The organism is Phyllobacterium sp. MT110 (assembly GCF_058792715.1).
The window spans coordinates 217,921-235,227 of the sequence record NZ_JBXAFE010000003.1; the positions used below are offsets into that span (position 1 = coordinate 217,921).

The 17,307-nt window shown below is 58.9% G+C and carries 15 protein-coding genes; 7 read left to right on the top strand and 8 right to left on the bottom strand.

The genetic code is table 11. The features are described 5' to 3' along the window. Window positions 1–61 precede the first annotated feature (61 nt). From AC1Q5O_RS16195 to AC1Q5O_RS16215, 5 genes are all read right to left on the bottom strand, one after another. A complete protein-coding gene (locus AC1Q5O_RS16195) occupies window positions 62–1,666 on the bottom strand; it encodes an ABC transporter ATP-binding protein (RefSeq protein WP_223614610.1) in 1,605 nt (534 codons plus the stop codon). Window position 1,667: 1 nt separating this feature from the next. Next, window positions 1,668–2,798, bottom strand: a complete 1,131-nt coding sequence (locus AC1Q5O_RS16200) for an ABC transporter permease subunit (RefSeq protein WP_223614611.1) — start codon at window positions 2,796–2,798, stop codon at window positions 1,668–1,670. Then, entirely contained in the window at window positions 2,791–3,714 is a 924-nt protein-coding gene (oppB, locus tag AC1Q5O_RS16205) for an oligopeptide ABC transporter permease OppB (RefSeq protein WP_105733698.1), read from the bottom strand. The genes AC1Q5O_RS16200 and oppB overlap by 8 nt, the downstream gene beginning before the upstream one ends. Before the next feature lie 79 nt (window positions 3,715–3,793). Further along, window positions 3,794–5,395 carry a peptide ABC transporter substrate-binding protein gene (locus tag AC1Q5O_RS16210; protein ID WP_492564273.1) on the bottom strand — a complete coding sequence of 534 codons (1,602 nt, stop codon included), beginning with the start codon at window positions 5,393–5,395 and terminating at the stop codon, window positions 3,794–3,796. A 191-nt stretch (window positions 5,396–5,586) separates the two neighbouring features. Further along, the gene (locus AC1Q5O_RS16215) at window positions 5,587–7,182 is read right to left on the bottom strand and encodes a peptide ABC transporter substrate-binding protein (RefSeq protein WP_403181662.1); all 1,596 of its coding nucleotides are present in this window, start codon (window positions 7,180–7,182) and stop codon (window positions 5,587–5,589) included. A gap of 636 nt (window positions 7,183–7,818) precedes the next feature. Here AC1Q5O_RS16215 and AC1Q5O_RS16220 point away from each other — a divergent pair. Continuing rightward, entirely contained in the window at window positions 7,819–8,616 is a 798-nt protein-coding gene (locus tag AC1Q5O_RS16220) for a DUF1295 domain-containing protein (RefSeq protein WP_492564276.1), read from the top strand. Window positions 8,617–8,666: 50 nt separating this feature from the next. Here the strand turns inward: AC1Q5O_RS16220 and AC1Q5O_RS16225 are convergent, their stop codons facing one another. Continuing rightward, the gene (locus AC1Q5O_RS16225; RefSeq protein ID WP_492564278.1) at window positions 8,667–10,292 is read right to left on the bottom strand and encodes a cisplatin damage response ATP-dependent DNA ligase; all 1,626 of its coding nucleotides are present in this window, start codon (window positions 10,290–10,292) and stop codon (window positions 8,667–8,669) included. Continuing rightward, a complete protein-coding gene (locus AC1Q5O_RS16230; RefSeq protein ID WP_492564279.1) occupies window positions 10,292–11,308 on the bottom strand; it encodes a ligase-associated DNA damage response exonuclease in 1,017 nt (338 codons plus the stop codon). Before AC1Q5O_RS16230 ends, AC1Q5O_RS16225 begins: the two co-directional genes overlap by 1 nt. Before the next feature lie 114 nt (window positions 11,309–11,422). Between AC1Q5O_RS16230 and AC1Q5O_RS16235 the strand changes: the two genes are divergently transcribed. From AC1Q5O_RS16235 to AC1Q5O_RS16250, 4 genes are all read left to right on the top strand, one after another. Further along, window positions 11,423–13,942 carry a ligase-associated DNA damage response DEXH box helicase gene (locus AC1Q5O_RS16235; RefSeq protein WP_492564281.1) on the top strand — a complete coding sequence of 840 codons (2,520 nt, stop codon included), beginning with the start codon at window positions 11,423–11,425 and terminating at the stop codon, window positions 13,940–13,942. A 26-nt stretch (window positions 13,943–13,968) separates the two neighbouring features. Beyond that, complete coding sequence (gene pdeM, locus AC1Q5O_RS16240; protein WP_492564779.1) at window positions 13,969–14,655, top strand: ligase-associated DNA damage response endonuclease PdeM; 687 nt, start codon at window positions 13,969–13,971, stop codon at window positions 14,653–14,655. A 71-nt stretch (window positions 14,656–14,726) separates the two neighbouring features. Beyond that, complete coding sequence (locus AC1Q5O_RS16245) at window positions 14,727–14,945, top strand: type II toxin-antitoxin system PrlF family antitoxin (RefSeq protein WP_492564283.1); 219 nt, start codon at window positions 14,727–14,729, stop codon at window positions 14,943–14,945. Next, complete coding sequence (locus AC1Q5O_RS16250) at window positions 14,932–15,270, top strand: type II toxin-antitoxin system PemK/MazF family toxin (RefSeq protein ID WP_492564285.1); 339 nt, start codon at window positions 14,932–14,934, stop codon at window positions 15,268–15,270. Before AC1Q5O_RS16245 ends, AC1Q5O_RS16250 begins: the two co-directional genes overlap by 14 nt. 20 nt (window positions 15,271–15,290) lie before the next feature. Here AC1Q5O_RS16250 and AC1Q5O_RS16255 read toward each other — a convergent pair whose 3' ends face one another. Next, window positions 15,291–15,752, bottom strand: a complete 462-nt coding sequence (locus tag AC1Q5O_RS16255; RefSeq protein WP_105733708.1) for an Lrp/AsnC family transcriptional regulator — start codon at window positions 15,750–15,752, stop codon at window positions 15,291–15,293. Window positions 15,753–15,872: 120 nt separating this feature from the next. Here AC1Q5O_RS16255 and hppD point away from each other — a divergent pair, with 120 nt between their 5' ends. Continuing rightward, window positions 15,873–16,985 (top strand): 4-hydroxyphenylpyruvate dioxygenase, encoded by a 1,113-nt coding sequence (hppD, locus tag AC1Q5O_RS16260; RefSeq protein WP_492564288.1) that lies wholly within the window; start codon window positions 15,873–15,875, stop codon window positions 16,983–16,985. 55 nt (window positions 16,986–17,040) lie between these two features. After that, window positions 17,041–17,265, top strand: coding sequence for a hypothetical protein (locus AC1Q5O_RS16265; protein ID WP_492564290.1), 225 nt, complete (start codon window positions 17,041–17,043; stop codon window positions 17,263–17,265). Window positions 17,266–17,307: the final 42 nt, after the last annotated feature.

Genomic DNA, 17,307 nt, shown 5'->3' on the forward strand with positions numbered 1-17,307 from the left:
CTGCAAAACGCCGTTCTATGACAGTGCACAGAATGGCGTTTTGCGTTAAACAAGCTCGTCTTCAATCCAAATCGAACGCAGCGCCGATCAGCGTCTTGGTATAATCGTGCTGCGGCGCATCGAAAATATCATCAGTCTGGCCTTCCTCGACGATCTTGCCGCTCTTCATCACGATCACATAGTCGGACATCGCCTTGATCACTGCGAGATCGTGACTGATGAAGATATAGGACAGATCGTGCTTGGCCTGCAGGTCGCGCAGCAGTTCGATCACCTGCCCCTGCACCGACCGGTCGAGCGCCGAGGTCGGTTCATCGAGAATGACGACTTTCGGCTTGAGGATCATGGCGCGCGCGATGGCGATGCGTTGCCGTTGTCCCCCGGAAAACTCGTGCGGATAGCGGTTGCGCGCACCCGGATCGAGCCCCACTTCTTTCAATGCGGCTATGGCCCGCTTGTCGCGGTCGGCGCGCGACAGTTGCGGCTCGTGGATGAGCAGGCCTTCGGTGATGATTTCACCCACTGTCTGGCGCGGCGAAAGCGAACCGTAGGGATCCTGGAACACCAGCTGCAATTCCCGGCGCAGCGGCCGCATGGCAGCGCGATCAAAGCCGGAAATGTTCTTGTTTTCAAAATGATACTGGCCATTGCTCGGCAGAAGACGCAGGAGTGCCCGGCCGAGCGTTGACTTTCCGGAGCCGGATTCACCCACAATGCCGATGGTTTGCCGCTGCTTGAGCCGGACCGTTACGCCGTCCACGGCGCGGAAGCGCGTGTGTGCGCTGGTGAAGAAACCGCCGCCGATGGCGAAGTCGACCGTGACATTGCGCCCTTCCAGCATGATCGGCGCCTTGTCTTCCGGCGCCGACTTGCTGCCGCTGGGCTCTGCGGCCAGCAGCATCTTGGTATAGTCTTCCTGCGGGCGTTCAAAGATGTCCTTGATCGTCCCTTTTTCGACGACCTCGCCGCGCCGCATGACAACGACGCGCTCGGCAAAATGTTTGACCACGCCAAGATCATGGGTGATCAGCACGATGGCCATGCCGAACCGCTTCTGCAAATCGCGCAGGAGATCAAGAATCTGGGCCTGGATCGTCACGTCGAGCGCGGTGGTCGGCTCATCGGCAATCAGAAGATCCGGTTCGTTGGCAAGCGCCATGGCAATCATGACGCGCTGACGCTGACCTCCGGACATTTCGTGCGGGTAGCTGTTGATGCGCCGTTCCGGTTCGGGAATGCCGACAAGCTTCAACAGTTCGAGCACGCGCACCTTCGCCTGCTTGAAGCTGACACCCTTGTGGTGGACGATGGGCTCGGCAATCTGTCGCCCGATCGTGTAGAGCGGGTCGAGCGAGGTCATGGGCTCCTGGAAAATCATGGTGATTTTCGAGCCGCGCACCTCGTTGAGCGCCTTGGTCGACAGGCCGACAAGTTCCTTGCCACGATATTTTGCCGAGCCGGCCACGCGGCCGTTCTGCGCCAGGAGACCCATGATGCCCATCATGGTCTGGCTCTTGCCGGAGCCGGATTCACCAACGACGGCCAGTGTTTCGCCGGGAAGAACATCGAGATCAATGCCCTTGACGGCATTGACATCGCCGTCCGGCGTGGTGAAGTCGACTTTCAGTCCGCGCACGGACAATACTGCATCTTTGTTGTCCGTCATTTCAGCGGTCCTTCGGGTCGAGTGCATCACGCAGGCCGTCACCGATGAAGTTCAGCGAGAACAGGGTGACGACAAAGAAAATGGCAGGGAAAATCAGCAGCCATGGTGCAGATTGCATCTTGTTTGCACCTTCGGAAATCAGCGCGCCCCAACTGGTCAGCGGCGCCTGAACACCGAGACCGAGGAAGGACAGGAAGCTTTCCAGAAGGATGACTTTCGGAACCACGACCGTGACGAAGACGATGACGGGACCAATCGTATTGGGAATGATGTGCCGGCGGATGATCTGCCAGTCGGTCAACCCCAGGGCCTGCGCCGCGCCGATGAATTCGCGGCGTTTCAGGGCAAGGGTCTGACCGCGCACAATGCGTGCCATATCAAGCCATTCCACGGCACCGATCACCAGAAAGATCAGGATAAAACTGCGCCCGAAGAAGACGACGAGCACCACCACGAGAAACACGAACGGCAGGGAATAGAGAATCTCGATCAGGCGCATCATCACATTGTCGACGCGCCCGCCGATGTAACCGGAGATGGCGCCGTAGGTTACGCCGACAGCCAGTGAAACAAGACTGGCGAGGAACCCGACGGCCAGCGAAATCTGCCCGCCAAGCATGATGCGGGCCAGCATGTCGCGGCCGTTGGCGTCGGTGCCGAAGAAGAAGTATTCGCGATTGACATTGCCCGACAGCTTCAGGGTTTTGCCATCGTCTTCCGTGGCCGCCACCTTCGTACCCTGAAACTCGTTCGCCCGGTCGAAATAGCGGGTCGCCCGCGGATCGATTGGCTGGTCCGAATGAATGGTTGCGGTGAACGTGTTGCCGTCGACGGCAAATTCCTTCAACTGCACCCGGGCACGGCTTGCCACGCCTGCCATCACGTCGCCGAGGGTATCGGCCTTCGGCAGGGCTTCAAGGCTCGGCGGGATGGTGACGTAGGACGGGAATACCTGATCGTAGGTATGACTGAGGAAATAGGGTCCGAAGAAGGAAAACAGGGTGATGAAGAACAGCACCACGCAGCCGGCCATCGCCGCACGGTTGCGGCGGAAGCGGAGCGTTGCCAGCTGAAACAGGCTGCGCCCCTGGGTTTCCTTCTCGGGGATGTTTGTTGTCGATATATCAGTCATGGCGAACCCTCGGATCAAGAAGGCCGTACAGAATATCGACCACAAGATTGAAAACGATGACGAAAATCGCCACGAGAACGACCGTTCCCATCACGAGCGTGTAATCGCGATTGATGGCACCCAGCACGAAGTAGCGGCCGACGCCGGGAATGGTGAAGATGGTTTCGACCACGGCGGAACCGGTCAGCAGCGCGGCGGCGCAGGGCGCGAGATAGGAGACAACCGGCAGGAGTGCCCCGCGCATGGCATGGGTGATGACGACGGTCCTTGGCGGCAATCCGTAGGCGCGTGCCGTGCGGATGTGATCGGTATGCAGGCCTTCGATCATCGAGCCGCGCGTGAGACGGGCAAAGACGGCCAGCTGCGGCAGCGCCAGCGCAATCATCGGCAATATCAGGAAGCGCCACGATCCGTCACCCCAGCCACCCGCGGGCAGAAGGGACAACAGCACCGCGAAAATCAGCGTGAGCACCGGGCCCACGACGAAATTGGGTACCGTCACACCGATTGTCGCGACGGACATGATGAGGAAATCGAGGAAACTGTTCTGGCGCAAAGCCGCGATCGTTCCGACAATGACCCCGCCGAAGAGTGCAAGGAGCAAGGCATAGAATCCAAGTTCCACCGAGTAAGGCAGGCCCTTGCCGATCAGCTCGGCAATCGTGTTGTCCTTGTAGATGTAGCTCGGGCCGAAATCGCCGGTCACTGCATTCTTGAGATACTGCAGGTACTGGTTCCAGAGCGGTTGATCGAGATGGTAGGCCTTCATCAGGTTTTCCATCGTCGCCGGCGGCAGCGGTCTTTCAAGGTTGAAGGGACCGCCCGGTGCAAACCGCATCAGGAAGAACGAAATGGTGACGACAATGAACAATGTCGGCACTGCACTCGCCAGTCGGCGAAGGACGAAATGAAACATGGAGATATACTCTCTCTTCTGTGCAGCTTTCGTAGCAGCTGCACCCACTCACTCAATTAGACCGTTGCGTTCAAACCGGTCATTGTTCCGCAAGGCTCAGATATTTGCTCAGATGGTCATTGGTGCCGTTGTCCTTCCAGCCCTTGACGCGGTTGGACACGAGCCAGAGCTGCCCGAAATTCATCATCGGCGCGACGGGCTGTTCCTGCAGGACCAGTGCTTCGGCTTCATGCAGAATCTTGGCGCGGGCCGCGGGGTCTTTTTCGTCGTAGGATTTCTTGACCAGGGCATCGAAGTCCGGATTGTTCCAGCGACCATAATTGAAGGTGGTGTTGGTGCTCAGATTGATCACCATGAAGTTCTCGGCATCGGCATAATCCGCGGTCCAGCCGGCCCGCGCCACGTTGAACTTGCCGCCCTCCTTCAGATAGGCGTAGTGGGCGCTGATATCGTTCTGCAGCAGCGTCACATTGGCGCCGAAGGCCTTTTTCCACATATCGGCAACGGCGATGGCGACCCGTTCGTGATTGGGATTGGTGTTGTAGCGGATCTCGATGGTGAGCGGCTTGCCGCCCGCGCCATAGCCCGCCTCCTTCATCAGCGCCACCGCCTTGTCGTCGCGGTCGAGCTGCGACATGTCGGCAAAATCGGGCTTGGCCGGTTCGCCGTAATTGGCAATGCCAAGCGGCACGAGCGAATAGGCCGGCAGCTGCGCACCCTTGTAGATTTCATTCGACAGGAAGTCGCGGTCGATCGCCATGGACAGCGCCCGGCGCACGCGCACGTCGCTGAACGGTTCGACGCGGGTGTCGAAGGAATAGAAATAGGTCGACAGCGCCGGGGTGATGCGCACCTGATCGCCCATGGATGCACGCAGGCGCTCGATCTGGTCGGCCGAGAAATTGTAGACGAGGTCCATTTCCCTGGCCTCGAAGCGGCGCACGGCGGCCGCCTGATCCTCGGTCGGGTAGAAGATGACCTTGTCGAGTTTCACATCCCCGGCACCCCAGTAATCAGGGTTCCTGGCGGCGGTCAGATGATCGTTCTGCACGTGTTCGACAAGCTCGAAGGCGCCATTGGAGACGAGTTTGCCCGGCTTGATGAAGTCGGCGCCGTTCTTTTCAAGGCTTGCCCTGTTGACTGGCAGGGCGGTCTGGTGCGCCAGCAGTTCGACGAAGAACGGCGTGGCGCGCTCCAGGGTGATTTCGAGCGTCTTGGCATCAATCGCCTTCATGCCGATCTGGTCGACAGGAAGTTCGCCCTTGTTGATCTTCTCGGCATTCTTGATGGGGTAAAGCATGTTGGCATAGCCGGCGGCTGTCTTCGGCTCTTCGACACGCTTGAAGGAGAAAATGAAATCGTCCGCGGTGACGGGCGAGCCGTCCGACCAGTTGGCATTGGCGCGGATCTTGAAGGTATAGACCGTGCCGTCGTCGGAGACAGTCCAGCTCTCGGCCGCGCCCGGCACGATCTTGCCGGCGGGATCATAGCTGGTCAGACCTTCATAGAGGTCTTTCAGGATGAATGCCTCGATTTCAAGCGAGGTCTGGGACGGATCCAGCGTTTGCGGCTCGCCGGAATTGCCGCGGTGCAGAACTGCTTCGGCAAGCGCCGGAGCTGCCGCCAGTAAAAGCGAACCGGTAAGCAGGGCGGCGGTCATATTCAACTTCGCAAGCGTCATCTGGCTGTTCCCTCGCCGTTTACTGGTCGGTGTTTGGCATGAAATGGCAATATCCATCCGTTCACGGTCCTTTCGAAAGGGCCGTGCCGGGTCATGTCCGTTTGTCGATTTGCGGTCGGTAGCTGGCACATAGCGAGCCGGGCAAAAGCGTGACGCGCAACCCGCAGGTGCGGGTTGCGCGTCAGATTTTGCTATTCAACGCTGAGATATTTGCTCAGGTGCTCGTTGTTGGCGTTGTCACCCCAGCCCTTGACCTTGTCGGCCACGAGCCAGAGGTTCGCATCATTCATCAGCGGCGCGATCGGCTGGTCGCGCATGATCAATGCTTCTGCCTGGTGCAGGATCTTGGCGCGTTCCGCAGGATTGCGCTCTTCGTAGGACTTCTTCATCAGGGCATCAAATTCCGGATTGGAATAATGCCCGTAATTGAAGGTCTTGTTGGTGCTGACATTGAGGTTCAGGAAGTTTTCCGGATCGGCATAGTCTGCCGTCCAGCCGGCGCGGGCAACGTTGAACTTGCCGCCTTCCTGCAGGTAGGCGTAGTGCGATGAAATATCGAGGTTCATCAGCGTGACCTTGGCGCCGAAGGCCTTTTTCCACATGTCGGCAACAGCCGTCGCCACACGCTCGTGGTTCGGGTTGGTGTTGTAGCGGATTTCGATGTTCAAAGGCTTGCCGCCTTCGCCATAGCCCGCTTCCTTCATGAGCTTGAGCGCTTCATCTTCACGGTCAAGCTGTGACTTGTCGGCAAAATCGGCCTTGGACGGTTCGCCGTAGTTTTGCATGCCCGGAGGAACCAGGGAGTAAACCGGCAGTTTGGTACCGTTGTAGATGTCCTTGGCAAGGAAATCGCGATCGACGGCCATCGAAAGGGCACGGCGCACGCGCACATCGTTGAACGGTTCGGTGCGCGTATCGAAGGGGTAGTAGTAGGTTGCCATGGCCGGGGTCACGTGGACCTGCTTGGCATTGGCGGCGCGCATGCGCTCGATCTGGTCGGAGGAGAAGTTGTAGACGAGGTCCAGTTCACCGGCTTCGTATCGTCGGACGGCTGCAGCCTGGTCTTCCAGGGGATAGAAGATGACCTTGTCGAGCTTGACGTTCGCCGCGTCCCAGTAATGTTCGTTCTTGGCAACGGTCAGATGGTCGTTCGGCACGTGCTCAAGCAGCTTGAATGCGCCATTGCCCACCAGTTTGCCCGGTTTGACGAAATCGGCGCCATTCTTTTCAAAGCTGGCCTTGTTGATCGGCAGCGCTGTCTGGTGCGACAGCAGCTCGATGAAGAAAGGGGTCGGACGTTCGAGGGTGATTTCCAGCGTCTTGGCATCGATGGCCTTTACGCCGAGTTCTTCCACCTTGGCCTTGCTCTTGTTGACGGCTTCGGCATTCTTGATGGGATAAAGGATATTGGCGTAGCCGGCGGCTGTCTTCGGGTCTTCGACGCGGCGCATCGAGAAGACAAAATCTTCCGCCGTTACCGGCGTGCCATCCGACCAGTTCGCATTGTCGCGCAGCTTGAACGTGTAGACGGTGCCGTCATCGGAAACCTTCCAGCTTTCCGCGGTGCCCGGAACAATCTTGCCCATGGCGTCATAGATCGTCAGGCCCTCGTAGAGATCCTTGACGATGAATGCTTCGATATCGATCGAGGTCTGTGACTGATCAAGGGTCTGCGGTTCGCCGCTGTTGCCGCGATGCAGCACGGCTTCTGCCAGTGCCGGGCTTGCGCCGATCATCAGCGATCCAAGCAGCAGCGCCGCGCGGAGGTTGAGTTTCATAAATGACATTTTTTGGTCCTTCCCCTTTGAAGAATTATGAAGGCATGAACAAAAGCCAAAATTTTGCCAAACGCAAGCCGTCGATTCTGCGAATTATGCGAAATATGCGAGTCGACGAAACGGCCTAAATCGAGTTAAACTCAGGATAGAGCAGCATTTTCAGGCTGTTTGGCCTGCAAGCAAATTTTACGAAAACGTCAAAAAAATTGTGCACGATGTGGACCATCGGGCCCATTCTCGTCACTTTTTGCTCCAAAATCGCCGCTCTGGCGCGTTTCACGGTGTCTGTTTTGATATTTTTCCCCGAAATGGAAATTTGGTTAGCAAGGCCTTTCCGGCACCGTGCGGGTGCCCGCGCAGGCGATGAGCGCCCGCAGCCTCGTGGCCGGGCAAGGGCTGAGGACCATAGTCGCCCTTTGCTGTTGCCACACCGCGCAATACCCCCAATTTTATCCTTGGACAGCCGGACAAGAATAGGTCTTAAGCGGGTTATGATTTGCTGATCGAGAAAATCCTGTATGCTGCAGTGCCCCGCCCTTTGAACATCAGCCTAGGGTCAGAACTCATTGATCTGGCCTCACACCATTTCGACCAGATCAATGAGTTCTGACCCTGACATCCCCGGTGAACAACAGGTAAACGTGCATGACAGCTCTCGTCATTCTTACTATCGCAGCTGTCGCGCTCTGCGGCGTGATGGCCTGTGCCTTTCTTGTGCAGCGCCAGACCGGGAACAGCGGCTGGGCGGATGCCTTCTGGTCGTTCGGTGTTGGGGCAATCGGCATTCTTTCCATCCTGTTTTCCAGCGATATGGTCTCGCCGGCCCGAAAATGGCTGGTGATTATCCTGCTTGCGCTATGGTCGCTGCGGCTGGGCGGGCATATTCTGCTGCGCACACTCAACAGCGAGGATGATCCGCGCTACGCGCGGTTGCGCAGGCAATGGGGTGCCTCTGCCAATTCGCAGATGTTCTTCTTTCTGCAAACGCAGGCCTTTGCCGGCATTCTCCTCGTCGTCAGCGTTTACATTGCCGCCGCCCGGCCGGATGTCGAGCTGGAATTTCCCGATTATCTCGGGCTCGTGGTGGCGCTTGCTGCGCTTGCCGGCGAAGCGATTGCGGACTGGCAGCTCAAGCGGTTTTCGCGAAACCCGGCCAATCGCGGCAAGATCTGCGATACGGGTTTCTGGCGCTGGTCACGCCATCCGAATTACTTCTTCGAATGGCTGGGCTGGGTAGCCTATGTGCTGATCGCCGCCGATTTCGACGGCGACTATGTGCATGGCTGGCTCACGCTTGCCGCGCCGGTTCTGATGTATGTGCTGCTGCGCCATGTCTCCGGCGTCCCGCCGCTGGAGGAGCACATGCTCGCCTCGCGCGGCCAGGCTTTCCGGGACTATCAACGGCGCACGAGCATCTTCTTTCCCAAGCCGCCTCAAGAATAAGGTGAGAAAACAGGTATTAACCTATTGAAGTATGGATAATATCCATCGTGTCAGTCGATGGCATCGGAATCACGCAGCAGAGCTTCCAGGGTTTCCAGCCTGTCCGCCTCGATCGGCGGTTTGTCCCAGCGCAGGCGGGCGATGCGGGGAAAGCGCATGGCGACGCCGGATTTGTGCCGTTTCGACTGGTTCAATCCTTCGAAGGCCACTTCAAGCACAAGGCCATGACCCGGCTCCGCCCGCACGGAACGCACCGGCCCGAAGCGTTCGGTGGTGTTGTTGCGTACATAGGCATCGAGCTGTTTCAACTCTTCGTCGGTAAAGCCGAAATAGGCCTTGCCCACCGGCACCAGATGCGGGTCGTCTTCCGGGCCGGTCCACACGGCAAATGTATAATCCGAATAGAAGCTCGACCTTTTGCCATGACCGCGCTGGGCATAGACAAGCACGGCATCGATGGTGAAGGGATCGCGTTTCCACTTGAACCACGGTCCCTTCGGGCGTCCGGGCACGTAGGTAGAATCCCACTGTTTCAGCATCAGCCCTTCGATAACGGGGTGCGGCGGGTTCCGGCGCATTGCGACAAGGTCTTCGAAGGTGGAATACGGCACGAGAGGCGACAGATCGAAACGCGTGGAATCAAGATCGGAGACAAAGCGCTCAAGTCTTTGCCTCCGTTCAGCAAAAGGCAAAGTCCGGATGTCTTCGTCGCCGTCAATCAGCAGATCGTACAGCCGCACGAACGCCGGATGACTTTCCATCTGTCTGGCTGAGACCGCTTTCCGGTTGAGCCGCTGCTGCAGATCGCCGAAGGCACCGATTTCGACGCTTTCGGCCGTGCTGCGGGCAACGAGCAGTTCGCCATCCAGCGTTCCCGCGAAATGCATGGCATCGGCAATATCGGGAAAGGCGTGGGAGATATCGTCACCCGTCCGCGAATAGATGCGCCGCTGGCCGGCTTCAGCCGTCAACTGCACGCGGATGCCGTCCCACTTCCACTCCGCCGCATAATCTTCCGCGACGATCCTGGCGTAATCCGGCTCTTCGAGCGGCGTTGAAAGCATGACAGGCCGAAACGGCGCGGCGGCAAGGCTCGCAGGCTTTTCCGTCTTGCCTTCCAGCCAGGCGAACAGGGATTGATAGGGCGGCTTCAGCCCGTGCCAGAGCTCCTCGATCTCGCCGACGTCCACTGCGCCGAAATCCGCAAGTGCCTGCTTGGCCAGTCGTGCCGAAACGCCGATGCGCAGGCCGCCGGTCACCAGTTTCAGCAGGGCGTAGCGGGCCGAAGCATCCAGCTGGTCGAGCCATTTCTCCACGAGCCTGATGGCGTCGCTGCGCGAGGCGCGCGCGAGCGAGGCAACGACGTCGCCAAGGGTGGGAATGGCGTTGACACGCGATGGCTCCTGGGCTGACCAGACCAGGGAAATCGTTTCAGCGAGATCGCCGACATAGTCATAGGAATAGGCAAAAAGCTGCTCGTCCATACGCTCGGCGACGAGCGCGCGCAGCATGGCGGGTTTGACATTCGCGATGTCGAGGTCCCGCGTGATGGCGGCAAGGGCAAGGCCGCGGTCGGGGTCCGGTGTCTGCCGGAAATAATCGACGAGCAGCCTGATCTTGCCGTTGCGCTGCGGCGTAAGCACCAACCTGTCGAGTAGGGCTGCAAATTCCCGCATCAGTCCCCCTCGTCTTCATAGCCGACGAGATGCAGCGGCCGTGCGGCAAACCCGTTGAGATCGCACCATCGGACAAGCGCCTCCTCGCGGCCGTGGGTCACCCAGATCTGCGATGGGGCCAGTTCCCTGATCGTACCGGTCAGCTCATCCCAATCGCAGTGATCGGACAGGATGATCGGCAGTTCCACGCCCTGCTGACGCGCGCGCTGGCGGATGCGCATCCAGCCCGAGGCAAAGCATGAAACAGGATCGGGAAAGCGCCAGGCCCAGCGGTCCTGAAAGGAGGAAGGCGGTCCGACAACGACACTGCCGGCAAAATCCTGTGGCGCACCTGTTTCCAACGTCGCCGGGGACAGGGGGCCAAGATCGATGCCCTGCGACTGGTAATAGTCGCAGAGTTTTGTCAGGGCACCATGGATGTAGATCGTCCTGTCATAGCCGGCATCGCGCAGCATGCGGATGACCCGCTGCGCCTTGCCCAGCGCATAGGCGCCGACAAGATGCGAGCGTTCCGGAAACTGTTCGATGGATTTTATCAGCTTGGCGATTTCGTCCCTGGCATCGGGATGCCGGAACACCGGCAGGGCGAAGGTCGCCTCGGTTATGAACACGTCGCAGGGAACGGGTTCAAACCCGATGCAGGTGGGATCCGCCGCCCGCTTGTAGTCACCCGAACAGACGATGCGCATGCCATCCTTCTCGACGGCAATCTGTGCCGATCCCAGAACGTGACCCGCCGGGTGAAAGCTGACCTTGACGCCATTGATGTCGCTGACGGTTCCGAGCTCTGCCGCCTGGGTCGTTCCGGCAAAATTGTCGCCATAGCGTATCCCCATGATGTCGAGTGTCTGCTGCGTCGCCATGACATGCTGGTGGCCGGGTCTGGCGTGGTCGGCATGGCCATGGGTGATCAGGGCGCGCTCCACCGGGCTGACGGGATCGATATGAAAATCCCCCGCCGGGGAATAGAGACCCGCTGGCGTTGATCGCAAAAGTGCCTCCGGACGGGTCAGCATTGTTCTTCCACCTTTCTGCACCAACGAAGATAGGCAGTGTTCGGCTCCACGCAAATGCCGAAAACCGCGAAAGAAAACTTGGCGCTTTCCTTGCACACCATTACATTCGCTCTTGTGAGCACCAAGACAAAGCCCCTTTTTATCGAAGGCAGTTCTCTCCTGCCAAAACCTTTCCTGGACTGGTTTCAGGCCAAGGGATGGTCGCCGCGCGCGCATCAGCTGGAATTGCTGGAGGAAGCGCAAGCCGGCCGTTCGACCCTGCTCATCGCGCCGACAGGTGCGGGCAAGACGCTGGCGGGTTTTCTGCCGGCGCTGGTCGATCTGGCGACACGCGGCAAAAGCAACAACGCCAGCCGTGGCATTCACACGCTCTACATCTCGCCGCTCAAGGCGCTGGCTGTCGACATCGAGCGCAATCTGGCCAGGCCCATCGAGGAGATCGGGCTCGATATCACCATCGAAACCCGCACCGGCGATACACCCGCCTACAAGCGGCAGCGGCAGAAGCTTGTTCCGCCGGATATCCTCCTGACCACGCCGGAGCAGCTTGCCCTTTTGATCGCCAACAAGGACGCCGGGCGGTTTTTCGCGGATTTGCGCTATGTCATCTTTGACGAGCTGCATTCGCTGGTGACGTCCAAGCGCGGACACCTGCTGTCGCTGGGGCTGGCGCGGTTGCGCAAGTTGCAGCCCGGCGTGCAGACTATCGGTCTTTCTGCAACCGTTGCCGATCCGGATGCCCTGCGGCGCTGGTTGCTGCCGCAATTGGAAGGCAGGCCCATGGCCAGTCTTGTCAAGGTCGAAGGCGGTGCCAAACCCCATATCACCATTCTTGAAACATCCGACCGCATTCCCTGGGCCGGCCATTCCGCCGTTTATGCCCTGCCGGGCATTTACGAGGCGATCAAACGGCACCGGACCACCCTCATTTTCGTCAACACCCGCAGCCAGGCGGAGCGCCTGTTCCACGATCTGTGGATGGCCAATGATGACAATCTGCCGATTGCCTTGCATCACGGCTCGCTCGATGTCAGCAAGCGGCGCAAGGTCGAGCAGGCGATGGCCAGCAATGCCCTGCGCGCGGTCGTTGCCACATCGACGCTTGATCTGGGCATCGATTGGGGCGACGTCGATCTTGTCATCCATGTGGGCGCGCCGAAGGGGGCGAGCCGGCTGGCGCAGCGCATCGGCCGTTCCAACCACCGCATGGACGAGCCTTCGCGTGCCATCCTGGTTCCGGCCAACCGGTTCGAGGTGATGGAATGCCAGGCGGCGCTCGATGCCAACTATCTCGGTGCCCAGGATACGCCGCCGCTCGGCGAGGGTTCGCTGGATGTGCTGGCCCAGCATGTCCTCGGCATGGCCTGCGCTGAACCGTTTCATGCGGATGCACTTTTCGAGGAGATTACGACGGCGCTGCCCTATGCGGGCTTGCTGCGTGAAACGTTTCACCGGATCGTCGATTTCGTCGCCACCGGCGGTTATGCCCTGAAAAGCTATGAACGCTTTGCCAAAATCCGCCAGACCGCCGACGGGACATGGCGCGTGACGCATCCGCGCATTGCCCAGCAATACCGGCTGAATGTCGGCACCATCATCGAAGCGCCCAGCCTCAATGTGCGGCTCACCCGCCAGCGCGGCAAGGGTGGCAATGCGCGTGGCGGCCCGGTGCTCGGGAAAGTGGAGGAGTCGTTTCTCGAAGCCCTGTCGCCGGGCGACACGTTCTTCTTCTCCGGGCGCGTGCTGCGTTTTGAAGGCATTCGCGAGAACGAATGCCTTGTTTCCAATGCGGAAGGGTTCGACGCCAAAATCCCTGCCTATGCCGGTGGAAAATTCCCGCTGACCACCTATCTCGCCGATCAGGTGCGCGCCATGCTGGCTGATCCGGATCGCTGGGGTGCCCTGCCCGATCAGGTCAGCGACTGGCTGAGAATCCAGAAGGAGAAATCGGTGCTGCCCGATCCCGGCAGCCTGCTGGTCGAAACCTTCCCGCGCGGTGAACGCTATTACATGGTGATCTATCCCTTTGAGGGGCGGCTGGCGCATCAGACCCTTGGCATGCTGCTGACGCGGCGGCTGGAGCGGGCCAAGGCGCGGCCCCTCGGCTTTGTCGCCACGGATTACGCGCTGTCGATCTGGGGCCTGCGCGACATGGGCCGGATGTTTGGGAAGGGTGAACTGCCGCTTTCCGAATTTTTCGACGAAGACATGCTGGGCGACGATCTCGAGGCATGGCTGTCGGAAAGCTGGATGCTGAAGCGTACGTTCCGCAATTGCGCGCTGATCTCCGGCCTTGTCGAGAAGCGGCATCCGGGACAGGAAAAGACTGGACGGCAGGTGACCGTCTCCACCGATCTCATCTATGACGTCCTGCGCACGCATGAACCCGACCACATTCTCATCCAGGCCACGCGGGCCGATGCCGCCACCGGACTGCTCGACATTCGCCGCCTTGCCGATATGCTGGCACGAATCAAGGGTCACATCATCCACAAGGAGCTCGACCGGATATCGCCGCTCGCCGTTCCCGTGATGATGGAAATCGGCAAGGAGCGTGTTCCGGGCGAAGCCCACGAAACGCTGCTCGAAGAGATTGCCGACGAACTGACCCGCGAGATGATGGAACGGACATGAATCTGGCGGTTCACACGACACGGACAATGCTGCACGGCGCGGTCGAGACCGATATTGCCGGCCATGCAGCCATATGTGACCCGTCCGGTGCGCTTTATCTGGAGGCCGATCGCATCCTGATCGTCTCGGACCTGCATTTCGAAAAGGGCTCGTCCTTCGCCCGGCGCGGCATGATGCTGCCGCCCTATGATACCGCCTCCACATTGAAGGCACTGGCGGCGAGCATTGCCCGCTATCAGCCGGCCTGTGTCATCAGCCTCGGCGACAGTTTTCACGATGGTGATGCCGCCGCGCGCCTGCCCGCCATCTATGCCGAGCAGCTGGCGACATTGATGCATGGTCGCGACTGGATCTGGATCACGGGCAATCACGATCCGGAGCATCCGGCCGACCTGCCCGGTGAAACCTACACCGAACTGGCTTTCGGGGCGCTGGTGTTCCGCCACGAGCCTTCAAAAACCGCATCGCGCGGCGAAATCGCCGGACATCTGCATCCAGCCGCCAAGGTGGTAAGGCGCGGCCAGTCGGTGCAGCGACGCTGCTTCGTCACCGACCATACCCGCATGATCATGCCCGCCTTCGGTGCCTATACCGGCGGGCTCAATATTCTCGGCCGGGCCTTCCATGGCCTGTTCGACAGCAACAGCCTCAAGGCCTATATGCTCGGCCATGCCAGGGTTTACCCCATGCTGCGCAAGACGCTGTATCCATGAGATATCCGCATGGTTGTTCTTGCAGCCGGTAAGGAAATTCCTTACATATGGGCCATGCGAAGGAGTAACCCATGATCACCAGCAAAATGACGAGTAAAGCTCAGACGACCATACCGCAGGCGGTACGTGTGGCGCTGAAACTGAATCCAGGCGATGAAATTGCCTATCGGATTGAAGAGGGGCGGGTCATCCTCATGCGAGTGGAAGCCGGTGCTCAAGGCGATGATCCCTTTGCAACATTCGTGGAGTGGGACAGCCCTGCCGACAGAAAAGCCTATGCAGACCTTTAAATCCGGCGATATCGTCCGCGTACCGTTTCCATACACGGACCGCAACACGCGCCAGCACCGGCCTGCGCTCGTCATCTCGGATGGCGCCGTGGGTGAAGATGCCAACCTTCTTTGGGTGCTGATGATTACCAGTGCTGAAAATAAATCCTGGGTGGGAGATGTTTCCATTCCCCGTCATGCGAAAACTGGTCTTCCGGTCGCCTCCGTCATCCGGCCGCTCAAGATTGCGACCATCGAAGCGGCTCATGCGGACAAGCTGGGACAGGTTGCAACGGAAACACTGGATGATGTCAGGCGTGTGGTTGCCTCAGTCTTGAGCAGATAGCAATTCTGTCAGTTCGCCATTCAAATCGGCAGCCTGCCATCTTCCTTCAATGTGTCCAGCACGATGGCGGTCTTGACGTTCTGCACGGACTCGTGCGGCAGCAGCACGTCGTTGACGAAGGCCGAGAGCGCGCGCAAATCCGGTGTGACCACCTTGATGAAATAATCCATTTCCCCCGTCAGCGCATGGGCCTCCATGACTTCCGGCAGCTTTGAAATGAGGTCGGAAAAGCGGCGGGCGTTGTCCCTGTTATGGGTCGCAAGTGTGACCGAGATGATGTTGACGATGCCGAGACCCAGTTTTTCGCGATCGATTTCCGCCCTGTAGCCGCGAATGAATCCCTCCTCCTCCAGCCGGGAGCGGCGGCGCGAGCATTGCGAGGCGGACAGATTGATCCGCTCGGAAAGCTCGTTGTTCGTGAGTCGTCCATCCTCCTGCAAGGAAGACAGTATTTTGCGGTCAAACGCGTCAAGTTGCTCCATTCATGCTCTCTTTGATAGTTCTATGCACGAAATGTGCGCATTATGCCTCCGTGGAGCGCTGAAATGCAAACACTTTGCATGCCATTTGCGCGATAATGCGGATAATCAGAGGAGGATGCCATGGGCCCATTTCCGCACGACGCACCGGTTGCCACGATCAGCAAGGAAAATCCTGCCGGGACGGATGGTTTCGAGTTTGTCGAGTTCTCGCATCCGGAGCCGGAAAAGCTGGAAGAGCTCTTCACTCGCATGGGCTACAAGCCCGTTGCCCGGCATCGCACCAAGAACATAACGTTGTGGCGTCAGGGCGACATCAACTACATCCTCAATGCTGAACCCAATTCCCATGCGACGAAATTCGTCGGTGAGCATGGCCCGTGTGCGCCATCCATGGCCTGGCGCGTGGTGGATGCCAAGCATGCCTTCGATCATGCGGTTGCCAAGGGTGCGACACCCTATACCGGCGATGACAAGACCATCGATGTTCCCGCCATTGTCGGTATCGGCGGATCAATGCTCTATTTTATCGAAAAATATGGCGAGAAAGGCTCGGTCTATGAGGACGAGTTCGAGTGGTTGGGCGAACGCGACCCGAAACCGGAAGGTGTCGGTTTTTATTATCTCGATCACCTGACCCATAATGTCTATCGCGGCAACATGGACAAGTGGTGGGCGTTCTACCGGGAACTGTTCGGCTTCAAGCAGATTCACTTCTTCGACATCGCCGGCAAGCTGACGGGCCTCGTTTCCCGCGCCATCACCTCCCCCTGCGGCAAGATCCGCATTCCGTTGAATGAATCGACGGATGACAAGAGCCAGATCGAGGAATATCTGCGCAAGTACAAGGGCGAAGGCATCCAGCACATCGCCGTCGGGACGGAAGCCATCTACGACGCGACGGACAAGCTCGCGGACAATGGACTCAAATTCATGCCCGGCCCGCCCGAGACCTATTACGACATGTCGCATGAGCGCGTGCATGGTCATGACGAGCCGATCGAGCGGATGAAGAAGCACGGCATTCTCATCGATGGCGAAGGCGTGATCGACGGCGGCATGACAAAAATCCTGCTGCAGATTTTCTCCAAGACCGTTATCGGCCCGATCTTCTTCGAGTTCATCCAGCGCAAGGGCGATGAAGGCTTTGGCGAGGGCAATTTCCGCGCTCTGTTTGAGTCGATCGAAGAAGACCAGATCCGCCGTGGCGTGATCAAGGTGGCTGCTGCGGAATAACGCACAACGGAGCGGGCTATAAATCAGGTTCGTTGTGCATTATATTGAGTGCATGATGAACGCAGCTTTTGTAGCCCCTATTGTTCCCGCTGATTTCCCCGAGCTGAAACTGCTCGCGTGGAACAGGGACGTTGCGCATCCAATTCCAGCGGAAGAAGCGTTTGAGCTCTATGAGCGCAACTGGCGCTTTGTTGATGCCGAGCACCTGACCACCCGTGAAGCCAAACTCATTCAGGAGCTGACGCGGGTTTTCGGTAATGGTGTATTGCTGATTTCCTGACTTTTCCATCCATAGCGGTTCCTGCATAGTGCAGGACGGGAA